Origin of the sequence: Paenibacillus paeoniae, assembly GCF_003388735.1 — a bacterium.
Classification (GTDB): domain Bacteria; phylum Bacillota; class Bacilli; order Paenibacillales; family Paenibacillaceae; genus Pristimantibacillus; species Pristimantibacillus paeoniae.
In genome coordinates this window covers 189,256-207,761 of the sequence record NZ_QUBQ01000005.1, presented here as the reverse complement: position 1 = coordinate 207,761, position 18,506 = coordinate 189,256, and the positions used below count along the sequence as shown (strand labels likewise).

The window sequence follows — 18,506 nt, the reverse complement described above, 5'->3', positions numbered from 1 at the left end:
TATTCCTTACCCCTGTCCCGGCTTATTCACGAGCTTATAGCCCATTCCTCTTACATTCACAATAAACTTCGGTCTGGAAAGATCCTCTTCGATTCGTTCACGGATACGGTGAATATGCACCATTACCGTATTATCGTCATTCAGCGCATCCTCGCCCCATACTTTCTCATATAGCTCGCTTTTTCCAAATACCCGATTCGGATGTTTACACAAATAAAGGAGCAATTGAAAAACAAGTGCAGGACAAGCTACGGATTGGCCGTTTACGATCAGCTCACCCGCTTCTTCGTGCACTTGAAATCTGCCATAATCGTAGACTGTACCTACATTTCCGGAACTCTTCCCGAGTCCTGCTGAATGATGGATCGCAGTCGCCATATATCTTCGAAGCTGAGACCGGATACGGGCTACAACCTCCATCGGATTGAACGGCTTGGTAATATAATCGTCTCCCCCTACGGCGAAACCGGAAAGCTTGTCGAAGTCCGAGATGCGCGCCGTCAGAAACAGGATCGGCGCATCCGTTAATTGCCGAAGGAAGGGGGCGATCTCAATCCCGCTCCGCCCCGGCATCATCACATCAAGCACGATGAGATGATACGTCTTGGCGGCGCAAGCATCCAGAGCTTCCTCAGCAGAGCGAACGGCATCAATATGAACAAAGCCTTCTTTGCGCAGCACAGTGCGCATCAATTCAAGGATAGACAGTTCGTCGTCGACGAGCAGAATAGAAGCGTCGTTCAAGGTGGTGATCCTCCTTTTGCCATTTGCTTGGCTCTATTTTAACACGACTTCTATAAGCATCATGCAGCGCTATTCTTAACGGAGCCTTAATTTTTTCCGGATTATGGGTTGGAATCCTTAAGACTCCGTTCATATTCCGTTACGTGTTACTTCAACTGGCGATGCTACGATAAGGATAACGCCAAAAGCACAGGCGATATAAAAAAGGAGTGGATTCAATGAGTAAACCAACGCCACGTCGCTACAAAACGATCGGAGCTATCCTCGTAACGGGGGCAATAACAGGCATGTTAACCGCTTGCGGCGGAGATGCAAAACCCGCTGCCACACCTCAGCCAACTGAGCAAAGTTCAGGAAACGGCCAAACAGAGACAGAGACAGAAAATACCAAGATTAAACCCGCTGACTTGGCAAAAGCCATTATGGATGGTGAATATAGCCTCATCTATAAACAATTAAGCCCAGACTTTCGGACACAAGTAAGCGAAGCGGATTTCACGGCAATAGCCGCTGACACCTTAGCCGGAGTCGAATCCTTACAGGAATCGAGCATTCTAAAACTGAACGGATTGGAGCAACGATTATGGTTGAGCAGTTCCAATGGAATAGGGATGTTTGCCGCATTTGGCGAAAATGACGTGATCGCAGCCCTTCAATTCCAGATGCTTGAACAGCATGTCGAGAGTGACAAGCTCTACACAAAAACTGCCTATGATTTTCCTATGCATGGAGATTGGTTTGTCTTCTGGGGCGGAACGAATGTATTCGACAACTACCATTACGCACATCCATCTCAGCGATATGCCTATGACCTCATTCAAGAAAAAGATGGCATGTCCTATGAAGGAGATCCAACTAAAAACGAAAGCTATCATGCATTCGGACAGGAAGTGGTCGCGCCCGCTGACGGAACCGTTGTCGAGGTTGTGAATGATATCGCAGACAATGAACCTGTTGGGGTCATGAACGAAAAAGCCCCTGCCGGCAATGTCGTCATCATCGATCACGGAGGCGAATACAGCTATTTGGCTCACTTGAAGAAAGGGTCCGCTATTGTAAAAGTAGGTGACCAAGTCAAACGCGGAGATAAAATTGGCGAGGTCGGCAACTCAGGCAATTCCAGTGAAGCGCACATGCACTTCCAGGTATCGGACGGCAGCGACTTATATGAGTCCTCCTCGATTCGTGTCAAATGGTCGAATGATCTGGAACCAACTCGCGGAAAAACCGTTAGCATCGCAGGAAAATAATACGTATGCAAAGACTGCCGTAGAGAAAAAATGGCAGTCTTTGTTAAACTCTTGAAACCGCGCCGAGTGCTACTCTTCATAAATCATGCGTCTGGTCATGCCGCCATCAACAGTAAGATGAATACCCGTTACGAAGTCGTTGTGCGGATCACTTAAATAGAAGCACGCCTTCGTGATATCTTCAGGCTTTCCCACTCGTCCTGCCGGATGCTGAACATGATCCTCGGTACGAAGCGCGCTGTAATCGCCTGTATCAATCCACCCCGGGCATATCGCATTGACACGAATACGGTCTGGCCCAAGGGAAACGGCCATCGCATGGGTCAAGCCCAAAATGCCGGCTTTGGATGCTGCATAAGCTTCCGAATTGGCCTCTGACATGAGCGCGCGTGTCGAAGACAGGTTCACAATAGATCCGCCGCCCCGCTTCTTCATCCCCTTCGCAGCCTCGCGTGAACAGAGGAAGGTGCCCCGCAAATTCGTATTCAAGACACAATCCCATTCATCCAGTTCAAGGTCATATGGTGATTTCCAAATGCCGAATCCGGCGTTATTAATCAAGATATCGATACCGCCAGTTTGTTCTTCCATTCTCTCGAACATTCGGGAGATATCATCAGAGAGGCTCAGATCAGCCGTGATCGAGATGGCTGCATAGCCTTCCCCTTCCAGTTGCGCTGAAGTCTCTGCCAGCCCGCCCTCATTGCGGTCAGCTATTGCGACGGTTGCTCCGCTTCTGGCGTAAGCCAGTGCAAGCGCTTGTCCAATCCCCGCTCCCGCCCCTGTAACAAGGACAACCTTTCCCGTAAAAACCGCATCATCCCTCTTTGAACCGATCATGATGAACCTCCTCCTTCAACTATCTATGATGGATGACATGATTGTAGTTTTCATGAGTTATTATAGCTCTTCTCTCTACCGGTGCAAAATAGGCAACACATCTGGCGAATCGTTGAAAAATGCGATATGATTTGTCGGCATACATCGAATGATCAGACTGATAAAAGAACGGGATGAAGTACTATGGGCATAGAATGGGAATGGACTTGGCAAGTTATATGCATAATCGTCGCAGGCGGCTTTATTGCAGCATTCGTAGACTCCGTCGTAGGCGGAGGCGGTCTCATTGCAGTACCTGCATTGCTCGCCGCAGGGTTGCCGCCGCATCTGGCGCTCGGAACGAACAAGCTTGCTGGATCAATGTCTTCGCTTACGAGCACAATCGCTTTTTTCCGGTCAGGGCATGTGGATCTCCGATTATCCGGCAAGCTGGTACCTTTAACCGCCATCGGCGCAGTCGCGGGTACGCTGTTGCTGCAGCTTGTCCCCTCAGATTGGCTGCGTCCACTAATGATTGTCATGCTTCTGCTGGTGACGCTATACACCTTCTTCAAGAAGGACTGGGGATCAGTCAGCACCTTGCGCTCGTTATCTCGCAGAAGCTGGCTTGCTATGGCGGTTGCCGCTCTGCTGCTAGGCGGGTATGACGGATTTTTTGGACCGGGAACGGGATCTTTTCTAATCTTCGCTTTCCTGTTAATTGGTCTGGACTTTGTGAAGGCAGCGGGCAACGCCAAGCTGCTGAACTTCACCAGTAATTTGTTCTCCCTGATTGCTTTTGTCGCGCTTGGCTCAGTGGCTTACGGAGTAGGACTGTTGATGGGTGGAGCTATGGTGCTTGGTTCTATCGTAGGTTCAAGAGTAGCGATTAAACAAGGGGCAAAGTATGTAAGGCCGCTGTTTATCGGGGTCAGCGCATTGTTGATTGCGAGGCAGATATGGGTGATGACGGTAGGGTAAAGGGCCTGCCGTCATCTTTTTGTCACATGTTGTGAAAAAAATCACATAATTACTTTCGAATCTATTGCCTTCCCGTTCCTGATCACATATGATAATAACAAAGATGAGTTGTGAATCATTTCACATATCGTTGTAGATTGTGAAAACATTCACTTGATGAAGGGTGAACTTAGCGTCCTTCGTCCCACACAAGGAGGAGATTGGAATGAGAAACATGAACATTGCTGTTATCGGATGCACACACGCAGGCACGGCCGCCATTACTGGAATGGCTAAGCAATACCCTGACGCCCAAATTACCGTCTTCGAACGGAACGATAATATCTCCTTCCTGTCGTGCGGCATTGCGCTTCACGTTGGCGGTGTCGTGAAGGATTCGAAGGGGCTGTTCTACTCGTCGCCTGAGCAAATGGAAGAGCTTGGCGTTACGATGAAGGTTCGCCATGATGTATTGGATGTAGATACGGACGCCAAAACGCTAAGAGCCAAAAACCTGCTAACCGGCGAAGAATTCGTTCATTCGTTCGATAAGCTGATCGTCACGACCGGATCGTGGCCGATTATCCCTCAGTTGGAAGGGATTGATCTGGAAAACGTCGTTCTGTGCAAAAACTATAACCACGCTCAAGCCATCATTCAGAAAGCCAGACTTGCCCGCCGCATCGCCGTCATCGGCGCAGGCTATATCGGAATCGAGCTCGTTGAAGCATTCGAGATGCTTGGCAAAAATGTAACGTTAATCGATAACATGGACCGTGTGCTCTACAAATATTTGGACCGCGAGTTTACAGATGTTGCGGAGCGCGCATTCGAGGATCAAGGCGTGAAGCTGGCGCTGGGCGAGACGGTCACTTCGTTCCAAGGCAGTGCAAAAGGTGAAGTCAGAGCTGTCGTAACGAATACCGGTGTACACGAAGCGGATATGGTCGTCCTGTGCATGGGCTTTAAGCCAAATACGGAGCTGCTGAAAGGCCAAGTCGATATGCTCCCGAACGGTGCGATCATCGTCGACGAATATATGCGCACCAGCAAACCAGACGTATTCGCCGCCGGAGACAGCTGCGCTGTCAAATACAATCCAACCGGTCAGCATGCCTATATTCCGCTTGCCACCAACGCCGTTCGCATGGGAACGCTCGTCGCCAGGAACCTTGTTGAACCTACCGTCAAATATCTCGGCACGCAAGGCACTTCGGGCATTAAAATCTATGACTACAATATCGCTTCGACCGGCATGACCGAAACGGCAGCAATTGCCGCGGGATTGAATGTGAAAAATGTCACAATCATTGATAATGACAAGCCAGAGTTCATGCCGACGTACGAGAAGGTTACGCTAAAGGTTGTCTATGGAGCAGATAGCGGCAAGATTCTCGGCGCCCAGCTGCTATCGAAAATCGATCTGACGCAATCGATCAACACGCTGTCGGTCTGCATCCAAAACGGTATGACCATGGATGAGCTCAGCTTCGTCGACTTCTTCTTCCAGCCACATTACAACAAGCCTTGGAATCTCCTGAATCAAGCGGGCTTGCAGGCTGTCTAAGTCGCGACGGGAAGTGACGATATGACTTAATTGCAGGAAGTGGGATGGTGCGTGTTTTCGCGAAACCCTGTATAGCGCACGGCAATGTAAGTCGATGATATCGACTTAGTCTGTTACCTGCACCATTTCCGAGCAATTAAGTCGTTCTGATCGACCTATTGGCCGGATTCGGCTGGACTCAGGGACTTAAATCGATGAAATCGACTTATTCAGTCGCCTACACCATCACCAAGCGCTGTAAGTCGATCTGATCGACTTATAGCGCTTGAATCGGCTGGACTCGTAGCAATAAGTCGATCAGATCGACTTATTAAGTTAATCACGTCCGTCCTCCCTACACTCGTCCATTGCATATTGGATATAAGGAGCAGCAGCATGCAAGATGTGCGCAACCAACAGCAAAACGAGGTACGCCCTAACTATAACAGGCGACGCGGGATTCATCCCGGCGTCGCCTTGTTATATCCATATAGTGCTTAACTCCTACCACGCGTTCACGCCGATCTGCTCCAGTATCTCGCTAATAAAAGCAGGCTCGTCCTCCGGTGTACGCGATGTAATCAGATTCTGATCGACAACCACTTTTTTATCGATAAAGCGACCGCCTGCTTTTTCCATCTCGGAAGCGATACCCGGATATGATGTTAACGTGCGTCCTTCCAGTATTCCGGCTGCCGCCAAAATTTGCGGACCATGACAAATCGCGGCGATTGTGATGCCGGCAGCGTCGGCCTCCTGAACAAACTGCTGGAACTTCTCGTTGTCCATCAGCTTGCCCGGAGAACTTCCGCCTGGAATGATGACGGCAGCATAATCGCTTGCTTTTGCTTCATTAATGGATAGGTGGGACGTATAGGTTATCGTTCCTTTTTTGCCCTGCAGCTCCTCACCTGCCCGCTCACTGATAATGACGGTCTCATGACCGTTTTTCACCATTTCATCGAACGGATTGCTCATTTCCGAATCCTCGAATCCCTCCGCAAGCAAAAATGCAACCTTCTTTGCGTTCGTCATTGTTAATCGCTCCTCTCAAGCCTGGAATACATTTACTGTACCCTTTTTATCCCGATTTGAAGCAATTGGCTGCCTTCTCCCAAAAACACCGCACCCATATCCTCCTAATTCCGTATATCAAATTGGGACAAACTTCTAGCCCAATCGACCTTTATCTATTAATATAGGTAGAGATAGTTACAGGGACATTTTTCCCATATTACATAAAAGAGGTGATGACGCAATGTCCTTGATTGATATCGTCAAATATGACGGCACGCCGGATGTGTACGCTTGGAAGTTTCCGCATCAGGAGCTGGGCACTTGGACGCAGCTGATTGTCAATCAATCGCAGGAAGCGATCCTGTTCAAGGGAGGCAAAGCGTTAGACAGCTTCGGACCAGGAAGACATACGCTTAGCACGGCCAATATTCCGCTTTTGAACCATATTGTCAACCTGCCGTTTGGCGGCAAATCTCCGTTTACAGCAGAAGTATGGTTCATTAATAAAGGCAGCGTTCTGGATATTAAATGGGGAACAGCTACTCCGATTCAGGTGAAGGACCCCCTATATCATATTTTGGTACCCGTGCGCGCTTTTGGTCATTTCGGACTAACTGTCGAGGATAGCCGGAAATTCATGATCAAGCTAGTCGGAACGCTCGGTGAGTTCTCGAAGGAAGCGTTAACGAAGCATATTCGCGGCGTAATGATGATGAATATTACCGAAATTTTAACGTCGTATCTAATCCATAAAAAAGTAAGCTCTCTGGAAATTAACGCGTATATCAGCGAAATTTCCTCGCATGCGCAAGCTAAGATCGCAGAAGTGCTGAGTGAATTTGGGATCAAAATCCATCATTTCTACATCGAAAACGTCAGCGTGCCGGATGGCGATCCTTCCATTGAGAAGCTTCGCAATTTGCTGAACAAGAGACTGGAGATGGAAATGGTCGGCTTCTCCTATCAGCAGCAACGCTCCCTCGACATCTTGGAAGGCGCTGCAAAAAATCCCGGCAGCGTTCATCCTCTCTTTGTCGGCGCAAATCTGGGGAATACGCTTGGCGGCACATTCAGCGGCCAAATGGATCGTGTCAGCGATGCCATGAACGCCTCGCCTCCTCCAGCCCTTGCGAAATGTCCACATTGCGGGGCGGGCGGCTCGGTTGGCGTGCCATTTTGCAGCAATTGCGGCAAAAGCATGCGTGAAAAGCAGCCAGCGGCTCCGGAAGCCTCGGCCAAAAAAGTCCCACATTGCGACAAATGCGGAACCGCAATAGCCGAAAACGCCAAGTTCTGCGCCAACTGCGGCGACAAGTATCATGCATGCCCGTCGTGCGGAGCCGATACGGCAGAGGATAGCGCCAAATGCCATGAATGCGGAACGGCGTTGCCGAAGTCTTGTATAAGCTGCAAAGAAACGATACTCGGCGGATCTGCGTTCTGTAGTCATTGCGGTGCAAGCCAGAAGCAAGGAGGTTGATCATTTCATGATGAAACGTCCGCTAGCTATAAATATACTCATCTTCGTGTTTTTTGTAGGACCTACGTTGAACATTTATTTCGGCCTTAATCCAATTAACACCTGGGATCTGCGCCAAGTCATTGCGATTTCGGCTATTCTGCTGGCGGAACTGACAGCTTGGCTAATGATATCCCGGCTAATCAAAGGAACCCGCAGCAGATACCAAAGCTCCTACATCACATACGGAATAGTTGTCGGTCTTTATTTCATTGCTGCTGTTGTTGCGGCATTCCTGGCTTTTCTTCCGCTCCGCGTGTATATCACGCTCCATAGCATACTGCTGCTTTTTGTAATCATTGCATCTGCGCTTGTACGCGTGTCTTACTCTCATATCGAGAACGTCGAACAAGGGGATACTGACCGGACCGCCAATTGGAAGCTTATGGTCTCATCCGTACGGAATACCAAGCTGTCGCTTCAACGATGGGATCTGCCAGAGCGATCGAAGGTGGCTCCGTCTCTCGATTCACTAATTGATGATATCGCATATAGCGATCCTGCATCCCTTCCCGCTCTTGCCGAGCTAGAATACACGATACAGTTGGATATCCAATACATCAATGGCGTGATCGAGTCGGCAAAGCAGCCAACTGCGCAAAACGAATCCGCAGATGAACTTATCCGTTCCATTCATCATCTGCGAGAACAAGTCAAAGCCCGCAACCTGCAATTGGTTGCGAGCAAATAACGGAGGGTACGGAACGTTATGCGTGTTTTAAGTTATATTTTGACCGCTTTCGGCATCCTTTTCCTACTATTTACTATTGTTGCTACTACAGATATGCCACAATCCGTTTACGATCCCAAACATCCGGCCCCTTCGATAATCGCTTTGTGTTTTGTGTTATTTGGCGCTTTCTACTTGCCTACATTCCTGCTCTTATACTTCGGACACCGAATTCGGAAGAAGCAAAAGTTGAAGGCAATGGCAGCAGCACCGTTCAATCCACAATCTACCCCCGTTCAGGTCAGCCCGCCCGTCCAACAAAGAGTGGAGACTAGGACGGTCAATCGAATTGTAGAAGCTCCGCCGACATCCACCCCGAAAAAATCAGTATCCGTATCCGTGGAATGCAGGGGCTGCGGCGCACGAAAAGCCGTAGTAGCAGGTGAAAGCTCAGAATGTGATTATTGCGGATCGCCTTTAATAGCTAAAGTTTAAGTGAAATTATTGAGATACAAGGAAACTCGACGAGTAATAGGCCTTTGCAAATGACTCGTCAAGTAGACTTTCCCTGTTATTTTTTATCAAAGTTGTGAAAATCAATTGCAAATAGCGGAGGGTATTAAAAGCCATGCGTGGTATCGGTTATGTCATGTCTTATGTTTTAACAATTTCTGGTATTATCTATTCTTTAGTCTCCTTTACATTCACTCTGTTTATCATTCCGAGTGCGCTTGCGGAGGAAAGAGATGTTGCGCTAACCGTCACCGTCTATTTCATCGCATTGTTCCTCGTTTTCTATTTGCCTTCTTTCCTGCTCATATACTTCGGACATAGAGTACGGAAGAAGCTGCACTTAAAAAGAGGGGCAGAGGCTATGGTGCAATCCAATCCAGTATATGTACGCCCTCCAGTCCAGCAGCCGATTGAAACAAGGACGGTCATTGTGGAGGCTAAGCCAACTCCAGCTCCGAAAAAAGCGGTATCCGTATCCGTGGAATGTAAGGGCTGCGGCGCGCGGAGGGCTATTGTATCCGGCGAGAGCTCGTCCTGCGAGTATTGCGGGTCGCCTTTAACAGCAACGCTTAGGGCATAATGCCGAGCAGTAGGTAAATCTAATTGACTAACTATCAGCAAATAATGAAGGGTTGAATGAAGCTATGCGTTTTTTTAGCTATATATTGACTATTACCGGTGTCTTATATCTCATTCTCTCTATTCAATCAACTATAGAAATCAAACCGTGGGAAGTCAGTAATGATACCTATTCTCTTGCTACAATACTTGGTCAATTCATAGGTCTATTCTTATTTTTCTATGGCCCCACCTACTTGCTGCTATACTTCGGGCAACGCATTCGAAAGAAGCAGAAGTTGAAGAAAAAGGAATTGACTGTGGCGCAAGCTATTCCGCCAGTCCAACAACAGGTGGAGACGAAGACAGTCATCAATAACGTGGAGACCAGATCAACTCCCGCTCCGAAAAAAGCGGCAGCTGTATCCGTGGAATGCAGGGGCTGCGGCGCGCGAAAAGCTGTAGAATCCGGTGAAAGCTCGACATGCGAGTATTGCGGATCGCCTTTAACTGCAAGAGGTTAAGGAAATGCGGCAGCGAAAAGGTCGGATCAACATAGGGTGCGTCAAAGCAATCCATTCTTATGAATAAAAAATGATCAGATTAATAACGGAGGGTATTGGAATTTATGCGCTTCCTATCATACATTTTAATAATCCTAGGGATCATCTACGCAGTCATTTCATTGATATTCACACTTGTAATGACACTATCAGAATTAGGTGACTCGGATTTCAGTATCATAATCATCGTGCTTATTTTTGTCTTTTATATACCCACCTTCGCCCTGTTGTACTTTGGCTATCGCATTCAGAAAAATTTGAGATTAAAGATGACTACCTCTCCCCAACTTGTACCACAGCCCAATTCAATCCAAACCGTTTCCCCCGTCCAACAGCGCGTGGAAACACGAACGGTGAGCAGCGTGATAGAGTCCAGGCCAGCGCCCCCTCCGAAAAAAGCAGTATCCGTTTCTGTAGAGTGTAAAGGTTGCGGTGCACGGAAGGCTGTCATAGCCGGTGAGAGTTCGACATGCGACTATTGTGGCTCGCCATTAACGGTGAGAGGATAATGATAACCATCTCAAGAGCCTGCGCGCAGGCTTTTTTGCTTTTTCCGAGAAATAGCGGTATGTGGCACAACTATCCATTGCAACAGCTTTTCACCGACCGTCATATTGAAAAGAACTGGCTCCTACACAAACCAGTATGACTCTCTATCAAATAGCCCCCTGTTATCCCTATCAATCTCACTAGCTATAAATACTCGTTGTTACCCTTGTTCCATCTGCCGCCCTCTTCTTCTCCCCAACAACCGGCTAAGCGAGACGCGTGTGCACCACAAAGCGATAGCGACGAATACGAAACCCCATAACAAAGCAGGAACACCTGTCGCTTTGGCCAAGTTGGTGGCGTCGCCCGCAGAGCCCGGACTTTGCAGGGCCAGATACAGAATGACAAATGCGGAGACCACCGACTCTACCAAGCACAGAAACGCAATCAGCAAGTAATAGCCCTGCTGCAGCCATCTTGGAGCCAAGAAAGCAACTGCCGCTGTCACAGCCGCGAAGCCGGCGCTCCACGCCAATCCGTAGCCGTTGCGGACAAACAGAATAGCCGCAAGCCCAGCCATCAATGCAATGATGGTCAGACCCGTCTTCAGGCTATCCTTGCGATAGAGCACAAATAATAGCATCGCAAATAACGACGCCCCCACGTAACCCGCCAGACCGATCGGAATGATCATCCAGCCCTCTTGAAACTGCGTCCACGTCACTCCGCTCTGATCGGCATACAGATGAATCTCCATCACCCGGCCTTGCAGCAGAAGCGCAGCCAGCCCGTGAGACAGCTCATGCACAAGCGTATTCACATTGCGAAAAAACTCCGAAAACGGAATGAACCGCGTCAACACAAGAACAACAATAAACAACAGTGCCGTACGAAACCATGAAAACAATAAAGCTCCCCCTCTATGTTGAAAATAGCCTCATATTCCTTCCTTATCATCCTCACAGAATGCCAATATCTACTATACCACCATCTGTATTCATGTGCTGTACATACACTTTAACTTATTCCAAACATGGAAGTGTACGGTCCCCATCCTCAAAACTGCAACTTTTACTCTTATACAAGCGTCTTTATGGATGACAAGTTTACATAACCCATTACATTCAAGGGGAGAAGAGAATGCCCAACAACAAGGAACGTTTCAATCTGTCCGTGCTTGCGCTTGCACTCTCACTCGCGCTGTCCGCTTGCGGCAGCGGCAATTCGAACCCTGATTCACATACTCAGCCTAATGTCAGTGGAGACCCGGCAGAAACAGCGGCGCCATCCCAGACACCTGCACTTGATGCAACTACAACCCCTCATCCAGGAGAAAACGATTCGTCAGCGAATGTAGAGCAACCGTCCCAAGCACCATCGGAGTCGCCAACTTCATCGCCGAAGCCGGTAGTGACGCCTGTCGCTACAGCAAAACCGAGCGCTAAGCCTACTCCTACAGTCAAGCCGACTCAGCCGCCGTTGGTCAAGCCAACCGGGAAGCCAACCCAGCCGCCTTCTCAGAAGCCGAGCGCTAAGCCTTCCGCTACGCCAACCCCAACACCGAAGCCGACATCTCAGCCATCGCAGCAACCAACGGAAAAGCCGAGCCCGGCTCCGACGGTTACCGTCCAGAATATCGTGGACAAAATTACTGCCGATCTCGAATTTGTAGGGCAGGTAACGGTAGAGGAAGCTATGGTGCCTGACTTCTACAACGATATCGATCCGAACAGCCTTCTGGAGGAAGGCGTCTTTCAACAAGCAAGCTTTATGATATCAGCAAGCGAATTTTCAGTCGTGAAGCTGAAGTCTCCCGATCATTACAATACGATAAAGGAAGCATTCGAGTTCCGTGCAGCGGCCGTGCAGAAGACCTTCGAGGAGTATTTGCCCGATCAATACGAGCTGGCCAAAGATTACAAGATTGTGCAGAACGGCCATTACGTCCTCTTCTGCATCTCCAGTAAGCAGGACGAAGTGCTCGATATCTTCAACAGCTTCTTCAACAAATAATCTATCCATAAAAAACAGCGGCCGACGATAATGCGTCAGCCGCTGCTTTGATTTAAGAATGCGAGGCGCGAGCCAAGCGAAAGTGATGCTCCGCCGGACGCTCAAGACCCAGATGCTCCCGGAGCGTATGGCCGGTGTAATCCTCGCGGAACAACCCGCGCTTTTGCAGAATGGGAACTACCTCATCTACAAATTCCTCTAGGCCGCCAGGCAGGACAGGAGCCATCATATTAAATCCGTCACAGGCGTAGCTCTCAAACCAGCGCTCTATCAAGTCAGCCAGTTGCTCCGGCGTGCCCACGAATTGCAAATGTCCCCGTGCCCCCAATACGCGCCGTCCCAGCTCCAGCATGGACAGCTTCTCCTCTCGGGCCATGTTCATAATTAACTGAATGCGGCTTTTCATACCGTTGAATTTCTCGACGGGGTCCGGAATATCCGGAAGCTGGTCATCCAGCGAATGTTCACTCAGGTCAACGCCAAGCAAGCTGGATAGGAACATGGTAATAGCAGCATGAGGAATAAGCTCCTGCAGCTCGCGATGTCGCCGCTGCGCCTCCTCCTCCGTCGAACCCAGAACAGGCGATAAGCCAGGCATAATCTTAAGGCTTCCCCGCTTGCGGCCGTAGCCCGCCAGCTTGCCGTTGACGTTCTCGTAGAACGTCTGTGCCGCCTCCAGCGATTGCTGAGCGGTGAAGATTACCTCTCCGATGCTGGCTGCGAACTCCTGACCGGGACCAGAAGAGCCCGCCTGAATAAGTACAGGATAACCCTGCGGCGACCTTGGCACGTTCAGCGGTCCCGCCGTGCTGTACCATTGTCCCTTGTAATCGACTGGTTTCACCTTCGTCCCATCCGCGAATTGCCCCGTCTCGCGATTCAGTACCAGCGCTCCATCCTCCCAGCTGTCCCATAGTCGAGTCACCACATCTACGAATTCATGCGCCATTTCATACCGTAGGCTATGCTCCGGATGTTTTGCCTTGCCGTAGTTATGCGCTTCAATATCGAGCTGAGAGGTGACGATATTCCAGCCGGCTCTCCCTCCGCTAATATGATCCAGCGTAGAGAACTTCCTTGCCACATTGAAAGGGTCGTTGTATGTCGTCGACACCGTTGCCGTCAGTCCGATCTTCTCCGTTGCAGCAGACAAAGCCGAGAGCAGCGTGATCGGTTCCAGCATACCGGCTACTGCTTGTTCAACATTCGTCGCATATAGCAAGTCCGCAAAAAAGATCATATCGAATTTGCCGCGTTCTGCCGTCCTCGCAAGTCTGCGATACCAATCGATATCGAACATCCCTTCCACACCTGAATCCGGGTGACGCCAGCCCGCATGATGATGCCCCGCATAATAGATGAATGCTCCCAAATGGAGTTGCTCATGCCGTTTCCCCATACCTGCCTCCACCTCTCCTTCTATGCTGTGAATGATCTCTTTCTTTCGTGCATAACATGCCCCTGGCGCCACGCATAGTGATGCCTTTCTTGCAGCTTATCCCCTATACGTATCGCGCCAGAGCAGCCATCTGGCCTCCAGCAGCCGGACAGCGGAGTCTGACAGCTTACCGACCAAGGCGAACAGGACGATACCGACGAATACAATCTCCGTCTCCGAATACACTCTGGCATCTTGAATCATATAGCCGACTCCACGGTTCGTCGCCATCATTTCCGCTACGACAAGCAGCAGCCACGATACGCCGAGTGACAGCCTGACGCCTAGCAAAATGTTCGGGAGAGCTGACGGAATAATCAGCTTCGTCACTTGCTGAAGCTTCGTGTATTGAAAAATTCTCGACACCTCGTACAGCTTGGCGTCCGTCCCGCGTATACCTAGAAAGGTATTGACATAGACCGGGAAAAACGCGCCTAAGCCAATAAGCAGTACTTTCGAAAATTCGCCGTAGCCGAACCAAAGGATGAATAGCGGTATAACGGCAAGCAAAGGTACCGTTCGAAGCATCTGGAGTGACGGATCCAGTGTCTTTTCTGCCAATTTGCCAAAGCCTACAGCAAGCCCCAACAATAGACCCAGCGTTCCTCCGAGCAGAAAACCAAGCATCGCCCGGTACATGCTGATCGCGATATGTTGGAACAACTCACCGCTTGCAGCAAGCGTGAAGAAGCTCTTGGCAATTACACTAGGTGCAGGGAGGAACGTCTCCGACACATAGCCCATTCCGCTTACGAATTGCCAAATTGCGATAAGCACGACCGGAAGAATCCAGCCATGCAGCGGCTTCGGAATGCGGCTAAGCCAATCCGGTGCCTCTTCGCTAGCTGTGACCGACTTAACCTTCCATGCAGACCTGCTCATCGATTGTCACCTCCTTGATAGCCCTCCTGCCAGCGCAGCAGTCTCCGCTCCAGCAGCTTCACGAGCGAGTCTGTCAGCTTGCCGATGAGGGCGAACAGGATAATGCCTACGAATACAAGCGATGTAATCGATAAGTATCTGGCATCGTTAATCAGGAAGCCGATGCCTTCGCTGGAGCCCATCATTTCGGCAACAACCAGCCCTAACCATGCCACGCCAATGGATAGCCTCAGGCCAAGCAAAATGTTGGGCAACGATGCCGGCAGTATCAGCTTCGTGATCAGCTGCCAGCGGTTGAACTGCAGCACTCGCGCCACATCGAACAGTTTGCCGTCCACCGATCGAATGCCAAGAAACGTATTCACATAGAGCGGGAAGAAGGCGCCTTTGGCAATGAGCAATATTTTCGAAGTCTCGTCAAAACCGAACCATAGAATAAACAATGGCGCTACCGCCAAGTGCGGCAGTGTGCGAAGCATCTGGAGCGACGGATCAAGCAGACGCTCGATCTTATAGGAGAAACCAACCCATAGACCTGCGGCTAAGCCAAGTCCCCCGCCAAGCAGAAAGCCGAGCAGAGCTCTCCAGGTCGACACTTCCAAATGTCTGAGTAGCTCGCCCGATGCGGTTAAGCTGACAAATTCCTCTACAATGACGCCCGGAGTCGGCAACAGCGTAGCATTCAGCATACCCATCATGCCGGCCCCCTGCCATACCGCCAGCAATGCGACGGGAAGCAGCCAGCCAAGCAGCACATTCATAGACCGGATCGAGAGCCGTCTCCGCTTCTGTCCCCTGCTTCCCTTGCCCGCTGTCAGCGGAGCCAGCGCTCCTTCCGTTCCTGCTTGCATATCGAACGCCTCGTTTCTGCTTAGTTTTGTTGCTAGTCCTATTCCTTCAACGCTGCTTCAATATAGGAGTTATCGAATACTTCCGATACATCGATTTTTTTGCGAATATTCTCGATCTCGTATTGGAAGTCAGCCGTCTTCTGTTGCTCCGCAATAATCGCATCTGACACTGGAATGCTGATTCCTTTCGACCGGGTATAGATCGCCTCGATTACGGCCGACGGAACGTTGCGCTCTCCGGCATATCGCTCAAGTGCCTCGTCCCAATGCTCATTCTCCCACTTGAGCGCTTTGTTCAGCACCTTCAAGTACAGTGTGACCAGCTCCGGATATTGGTCAGCGAACGCCTTGCGAGCGATATAGAAGGACGGGGACAATACGCCTAGCTGCTCGCCGTCAGCCAGCACTCTGGCTTTGTCCTGAAGGACATTCAGCGAAATCGTAGGGTCCCATGTCGACCAAGCGTCAACTTTGCCCGTCTCGAACGCCGGCTGCGCTTCATCGGGCTGAAGCGGAATGATCTCCAGATCGGAAGCGGCAAGCCCCGCCCCCGCCAAGCCGCGGTACAAGAAATTAAAAGCATTGCTTCCTTTCGCCACCGCTACCTTCTTACCTTTTAAATCTTGTACGGACTGGATGCTGCTGTCTTTAGGCACGATAATCGCAACGTTGTTTTTCCCTTCCAGCGATTGCGAGATCACCTTGAACTCAATACCTGCCGCTTGCGCAGCAATAATCGGCATATTGCCAAGTCCTGCTGTATCCAGACGCCCGGACGCCATCGCCTCTGTCATCGGAGGACCGCTCTGGAATTGGGCGAATTCCACCTTCACGCCAAGCTTGTCGAACTCCTCTTCAAACCACTTTTCTTCAATGATCTTGCCGAACAAACCGCCGCTGCCTTGATAACCGATTTTTATCGTAACCCCGTCATAGCTCTTCTCTCCCTTGCCGTTCTTGCCGCTGCTCGAACCATTGGCGCAGCCGCTTGCCAGAATGGCAAGCAATAGAAGTATTGTCGTTAACCAACGAAATGATTTCATCGTATCTCTCTCCCTATCGATTCTATTGGACTAAATGCCGGCGCCGTGATCGATAGCCGGTTCTTCTACCTTTTCGAATTCCTTCAGCACATGATGGCGAAGCTCCTGGAAAGACTGGCTTGCCCGCTTCCTGGGATAAGGCAAGTCAATGGTCAGCACTTTGCGGATATGGCCCGGCCGCGGATTCATCATCACAACACGGTTGCCCAGGAATACCGCTTCATCCAGATCATGCGTCACGAACAGCATCGTGGTCCGGTTCTTCTGCCATATGTCCAGCAGCACCTCCTGCATATGCGACCGGGTGAACGCGTCGAGTGCGCCGAATGGCTCGTCCAGCAGCAATACATCCGGATTGCGCAGCAGCGCTCTTGCAATGGCAACCCGCTGAGCCATTCCGCCGGACAGCTCGCGCGGGTAGGCTTTTTCGAATCCCGTTAGCCGGACCAGCTCGATCAGCTCGGTTACCTTCTCCCGTATATCCGGCTTTTTCAGCGACAAATTGCCGGCAATGTTCTTCTCCACGGTCAGCCACGGGAACAAGCGGGGCTCTTGAAAGATAAAACCCTTCTCAATGCTCGGCCCATCGATCTGCTTGCCGTTAAGCCGCACTGATCCTTCGTAGTCCGTATCCAGACCTGCCACGATCTTAAGCAGCGTGCTCTTGCCGCATCCGCTTGGCCCGATAATCGTAATCAGCTCCCCCTGCTTCACTTGCAAGCCGATGCGATCAAGCGCGATGACCGTACCAGAGGGGGTGGAAAATGTTTTGTTCAGCTCCTGCACGACTAGCATGTCAGCGGCCATCCCATTACCTCCAAATTTTATTATTCTTACCCGATTACTTGGTTTTTGGATAAAATAAAAAGACTTAACGCGTATGTCATTCATACGTACGTTAAATCTCCAGTTGTCTGGTCGATTGTCGTTCAAGAACCGTCTACAGATTGAATATAAGTTCGGTTTGTTATGATGATTATTTTGCAGCATCCAACCCCCGTTGTCAATCCTTTTTTACCGTTGCTCCTTAACCTCGAACAATCCGATAATCGCATCAACATTCATCGCTACCGGAACCTCGTAATCCGGCGTGCGCTGCATCGTCAAGCCTTGAATGAGGCTTACAAAATAAAACGCCAGCTGTACGGAATCCCCTTCCACAATCGTCCCTTGCCGCATGCCTTCCTCCATAATGGAGGCGACAGGCTTCAGATTCGCTGTGAATCGTTCCGTAATAGCCCTCTTAAGCTCAGGCGGCGTTGACTTCGACAACCTCGCCGTATGCATCAGAATGGTAAAGGCCCAATTCGTCGAGCTGGCAGCCAGCCACGTCGACGCGATCACTCTAAGCTTCTGCAGTGGCTCCACTTCCATAACGGCTACGGCAGCAACATTTCTGCCATAGTTCGTCTGGCCCTTTCTCAGCACCTCGCTGAAAATCTCTTCTTTTGATTCGAAATAGTGATAGACGGTGCCTACGCTTACCTTCGCTTCCTTCGCAATATCCTGAATACTTGTCAATTGAAAGCCATGCACCGCCATCACCTTTAGAGCCGAATCCAGAATATGCTGCATCCGCTTCTCGCGCATTTGTCTGTCCTTCTCTGGATTTCTCGGGGACATGCCGACTC

The 18,506-nt window shown here is 50.1% G+C and carries 19 protein-coding genes; 9 read left to right on the top strand and 10 right to left on the bottom strand.

Annotated elements, in window-relative coordinates:
• Nucleotides 1-6 precede the first annotated feature (6 nt).
• Entirely contained in the window at nucleotides 7-744 is a 738-nt protein-coding gene (locus DX130_RS21330; protein WP_116048826.1) for a response regulator transcription factor, read from the bottom strand.
• A gap of 218 nt (nucleotides 745-962) precedes the next feature.
• Between DX130_RS21330 and DX130_RS21325 the strand changes: the two genes are divergently transcribed.
• Nucleotides 963-1,994: a M23 family metallopeptidase gene (locus DX130_RS21325; RefSeq protein ID WP_240644626.1), complete on the top strand. Its 1,032-nt coding sequence runs from the start codon at nucleotides 963-965 to the stop codon at nucleotides 1,992-1,994.
• 69 nt (nucleotides 1,995-2,063) lie between these two features.
• On the opposite strand, the gene DX130_RS21320 is transcribed toward DX130_RS21325, so the two are convergent.
• A complete protein-coding gene (locus tag DX130_RS21320) occupies nucleotides 2,064-2,834 on the bottom strand; it encodes an SDR family NAD(P)-dependent oxidoreductase (protein ID WP_116048825.1) in 771 nt (256 codons plus the stop codon).
• A 183-nt stretch (nucleotides 2,835-3,017) separates the two neighbouring features.
• On the opposite strand from DX130_RS21320, the gene DX130_RS21315 reads away from it, so the two are divergent.
• Together DX130_RS21315 and DX130_RS21310 are read left to right on the top strand one after the other, a co-directional pair.
• Nucleotides 3,018-3,794 carry a TSUP family transporter gene (locus DX130_RS21315; protein ID WP_116048823.1) on the top strand — a complete coding sequence of 259 codons (777 nt, stop codon included), beginning with the start codon at nucleotides 3,018-3,020 and terminating at the stop codon, nucleotides 3,792-3,794.
• Between the two features lie 214 nt (nucleotides 3,795-4,008).
• A complete protein-coding gene (locus tag DX130_RS21310; protein WP_116049037.1) occupies nucleotides 4,009-5,340 on the top strand; it encodes an FAD-dependent oxidoreductase in 1,332 nt (443 codons plus the stop codon).
• Nucleotides 5,341-5,823: 483 nt separating this feature from the next.
• On the opposite strand, the gene DX130_RS21305 is transcribed toward DX130_RS21310, so the two are convergent.
• Nucleotides 5,824-6,354: a type 1 glutamine amidotransferase domain-containing protein gene (locus tag DX130_RS21305; RefSeq protein ID WP_116048821.1), complete on the bottom strand. Its 531-nt coding sequence runs from the start codon at nucleotides 6,352-6,354 to the stop codon at nucleotides 5,824-5,826.
• Between the two features lie 223 nt (nucleotides 6,355-6,577).
• Between DX130_RS21305 and DX130_RS21300 the strand changes: the two genes are divergently transcribed.
• The 5 genes from DX130_RS21300 (at nucleotide 6,578) to DX130_RS21280 (ending at nucleotide 10,120) form a co-directional block, all read left to right on the top strand.
• Nucleotides 6,578-7,816, top strand: a complete 1,239-nt coding sequence (locus DX130_RS21300; protein WP_116048820.1) for an SPFH domain-containing protein — start codon at nucleotides 6,578-6,580, stop codon at nucleotides 7,814-7,816.
• A 7-nt stretch (nucleotides 7,817-7,823) separates the two neighbouring features.
• Nucleotides 7,824-8,546: a hypothetical protein gene (locus DX130_RS21295; RefSeq protein ID WP_116048818.1), complete on the top strand. Its 723-nt coding sequence runs from the start codon at nucleotides 7,824-7,826 to the stop codon at nucleotides 8,544-8,546.
• Between the two features lie 18 nt (nucleotides 8,547-8,564).
• Nucleotides 8,565-9,020, top strand: a complete 456-nt coding sequence (locus DX130_RS21290; protein WP_116048817.1) for a hypothetical protein — start codon at nucleotides 8,565-8,567, stop codon at nucleotides 9,018-9,020.
• 133 nt (nucleotides 9,021-9,153) lie between these two features.
• The gene (locus DX130_RS21285) at nucleotides 9,154-9,618 is read left to right on the top strand and encodes a hypothetical protein (protein WP_116048815.1); all 465 of its coding nucleotides are present in this window, start codon (nucleotides 9,154-9,156) and stop codon (nucleotides 9,616-9,618) included.
• A 64-nt stretch (nucleotides 9,619-9,682) separates the two neighbouring features.
• Nucleotides 9,683-10,120 (top strand): hypothetical protein, encoded by a 438-nt coding sequence (locus tag DX130_RS21280; protein ID WP_116048814.1) that lies wholly within the window; start codon nucleotides 9,683-9,685, stop codon nucleotides 10,118-10,120.
• Nucleotides 10,121-10,868: 748 nt separating this feature from the next.
• Here DX130_RS21280 and DX130_RS21270 read toward each other — a convergent pair.
• The gene (locus tag DX130_RS21270; protein ID WP_116048811.1) at nucleotides 10,869-11,555 is read right to left on the bottom strand and encodes a M50 family metallopeptidase; all 687 of its coding nucleotides are present in this window, start codon (nucleotides 11,553-11,555) and stop codon (nucleotides 10,869-10,871) included.
• Between the two features lie 233 nt (nucleotides 11,556-11,788).
• Between DX130_RS21270 and DX130_RS21265 the strand changes: the two genes are divergently transcribed.
• Nucleotides 11,789-12,661 carry a DUF4358 domain-containing protein gene (locus DX130_RS21265; RefSeq protein ID WP_116048810.1) on the top strand — a complete coding sequence of 291 codons (873 nt, stop codon included), beginning with the start codon at nucleotides 11,789-11,791 and terminating at the stop codon, nucleotides 12,659-12,661.
• Nucleotides 12,662-12,713: 52 nt separating this feature from the next.
• On the opposite strand, the gene DX130_RS21260 is transcribed toward DX130_RS21265, so the two are convergent.
• The 6 genes from DX130_RS21260 to DX130_RS21235 all read right to left on the bottom strand — a co-directional run bounded on the left by DX130_RS21260 (nucleotide 12,714) and on the right by DX130_RS21235 (nucleotide 18,498).
• Nucleotides 12,714-14,060, bottom strand: a complete 1,347-nt coding sequence (locus tag DX130_RS21260; protein WP_116048808.1) for an LLM class flavin-dependent oxidoreductase — start codon at nucleotides 14,058-14,060, stop codon at nucleotides 12,714-12,716.
• A 96-nt stretch (nucleotides 14,061-14,156) separates the two neighbouring features.
• A complete protein-coding gene (locus tag DX130_RS21255; protein ID WP_116048806.1) occupies nucleotides 14,157-14,981 on the bottom strand; it encodes an ABC transporter permease in 825 nt (274 codons plus the stop codon).
• Nucleotides 14,978-15,742 (bottom strand): ABC transporter permease, encoded by a 765-nt coding sequence (locus DX130_RS21250; RefSeq protein ID WP_240644644.1) that lies wholly within the window; start codon nucleotides 15,740-15,742, stop codon nucleotides 14,978-14,980. Before DX130_RS21250 ends, DX130_RS21255 begins: the two co-directional genes overlap by 4 nt.
• A gap of 128 nt (nucleotides 15,743-15,870) precedes the next feature.
• Nucleotides 15,871-16,875, bottom strand: a complete 1,005-nt coding sequence (locus DX130_RS21245; protein ID WP_116048803.1) for an aliphatic sulfonate ABC transporter substrate-binding protein — start codon at nucleotides 16,873-16,875, stop codon at nucleotides 15,871-15,873.
• Nucleotides 16,876-16,905: 30 nt separating this feature from the next.
• Nucleotides 16,906-17,682: an ABC transporter ATP-binding protein gene (locus DX130_RS21240; protein ID WP_116048802.1), complete on the bottom strand. Its 777-nt coding sequence runs from the start codon at nucleotides 17,680-17,682 to the stop codon at nucleotides 16,906-16,908.
• 207 nt (nucleotides 17,683-17,889) lie between these two features.
• On the bottom strand, nucleotides 17,890-18,498 hold the full coding sequence (locus DX130_RS21235) for a TetR/AcrR family transcriptional regulator (RefSeq protein WP_116048800.1): 609 nt from the start codon (nucleotides 18,496-18,498) through the stop codon (nucleotides 17,890-17,892).
• Nucleotides 18,499-18,506: the final 8 nt, after the last annotated feature.

Excerpts from the sequence above, each read along its gene's own strand:
- DX130_RS21325 (WP_240644626.1), top strand. The coding sequence starts at position 963 with ATGAGTAAACCAACGCCACGTCGCTACAAAACGATCGGAGCTATCCTC.
- DX130_RS21240 (WP_116048802.1), bottom strand. The coding sequence starts at position 17,682 with ATGGCCGCTGACATGCTAGTCGTGCAGGAGCTGAACAAAACATTTTCC.
- DX130_RS21290 (WP_116048817.1), top strand. The coding sequence starts at position 8,565 with ATGCGTGTTTTAAGTTATATTTTGACCGCTTTCGGCATCCTTTTCCTA.
- DX130_RS21320 (WP_116048825.1), bottom strand. The coding sequence starts at position 2,834 with ATGATCGGTTCAAAGAGGGATGATGCGGTTTTTACGGGAAAGGTTGTC.
- DX130_RS21245 (WP_116048803.1), bottom strand. The coding sequence starts at position 16,875 with ATGAAATCATTTCGTTGGTTAACGACAATACTTCTATTGCTTGCCATT.
- DX130_RS21235 (WP_116048800.1), bottom strand. The coding sequence starts at position 18,498 with ATGTCCCCGAGAAATCCAGAGAAGGACAGACAAATGCGCGAGAAGCGG.
- DX130_RS21300 (WP_116048820.1), top strand. The coding sequence starts at position 6,578 with ATGTCCTTGATTGATATCGTCAAATATGACGGCACGCCGGATGTGTAC.
- DX130_RS21265 (WP_116048810.1), top strand. The coding sequence starts at position 11,789 with ATGCCCAACAACAAGGAACGTTTCAATCTGTCCGTGCTTGCGCTTGCA.
- DX130_RS21280 (WP_116048814.1), top strand. The coding sequence starts at position 9,683 with ATGCGTTTTTTTAGCTATATATTGACTATTACCGGTGTCTTATATCTC.
- DX130_RS21305 (WP_116048821.1), bottom strand. The coding sequence starts at position 6,354 with ATGACGAACGCAAAGAAGGTTGCATTTTTGCTTGCGGAGGGATTCGAG.
- DX130_RS21315 (WP_116048823.1), top strand. The coding sequence starts at position 3,018 with ATGGGCATAGAATGGGAATGGACTTGGCAAGTTATATGCATAATCGTC.
- DX130_RS21260 (WP_116048808.1), bottom strand. The coding sequence starts at position 14,060 with ATGGGGAAACGGCATGAGCAACTCCATTTGGGAGCATTCATCTATTAT.
- DX130_RS21255 (WP_116048806.1), bottom strand. The coding sequence starts at position 14,981 with ATGAGCAGGTCTGCATGGAAGGTTAAGTCGGTCACAGCTAGCGAAGAG.
- DX130_RS21250 (WP_240644644.1), bottom strand. The coding sequence starts at position 15,742 with ATGAATGTGCTGCTTGGCTGGCTGCTTCCCGTCGCATTGCTGGCGGTA.
- DX130_RS21295 (WP_116048818.1), top strand. The coding sequence starts at position 7,824 with ATGATGAAACGTCCGCTAGCTATAAATATACTCATCTTCGTGTTTTTT.
- DX130_RS21285 (WP_116048815.1), top strand. The coding sequence starts at position 9,154 with ATGCGTGGTATCGGTTATGTCATGTCTTATGTTTTAACAATTTCTGGT.
- DX130_RS21310 (WP_116049037.1), top strand. The coding sequence starts at position 4,009 with ATGAACATTGCTGTTATCGGATGCACACACGCAGGCACGGCCGCCATT.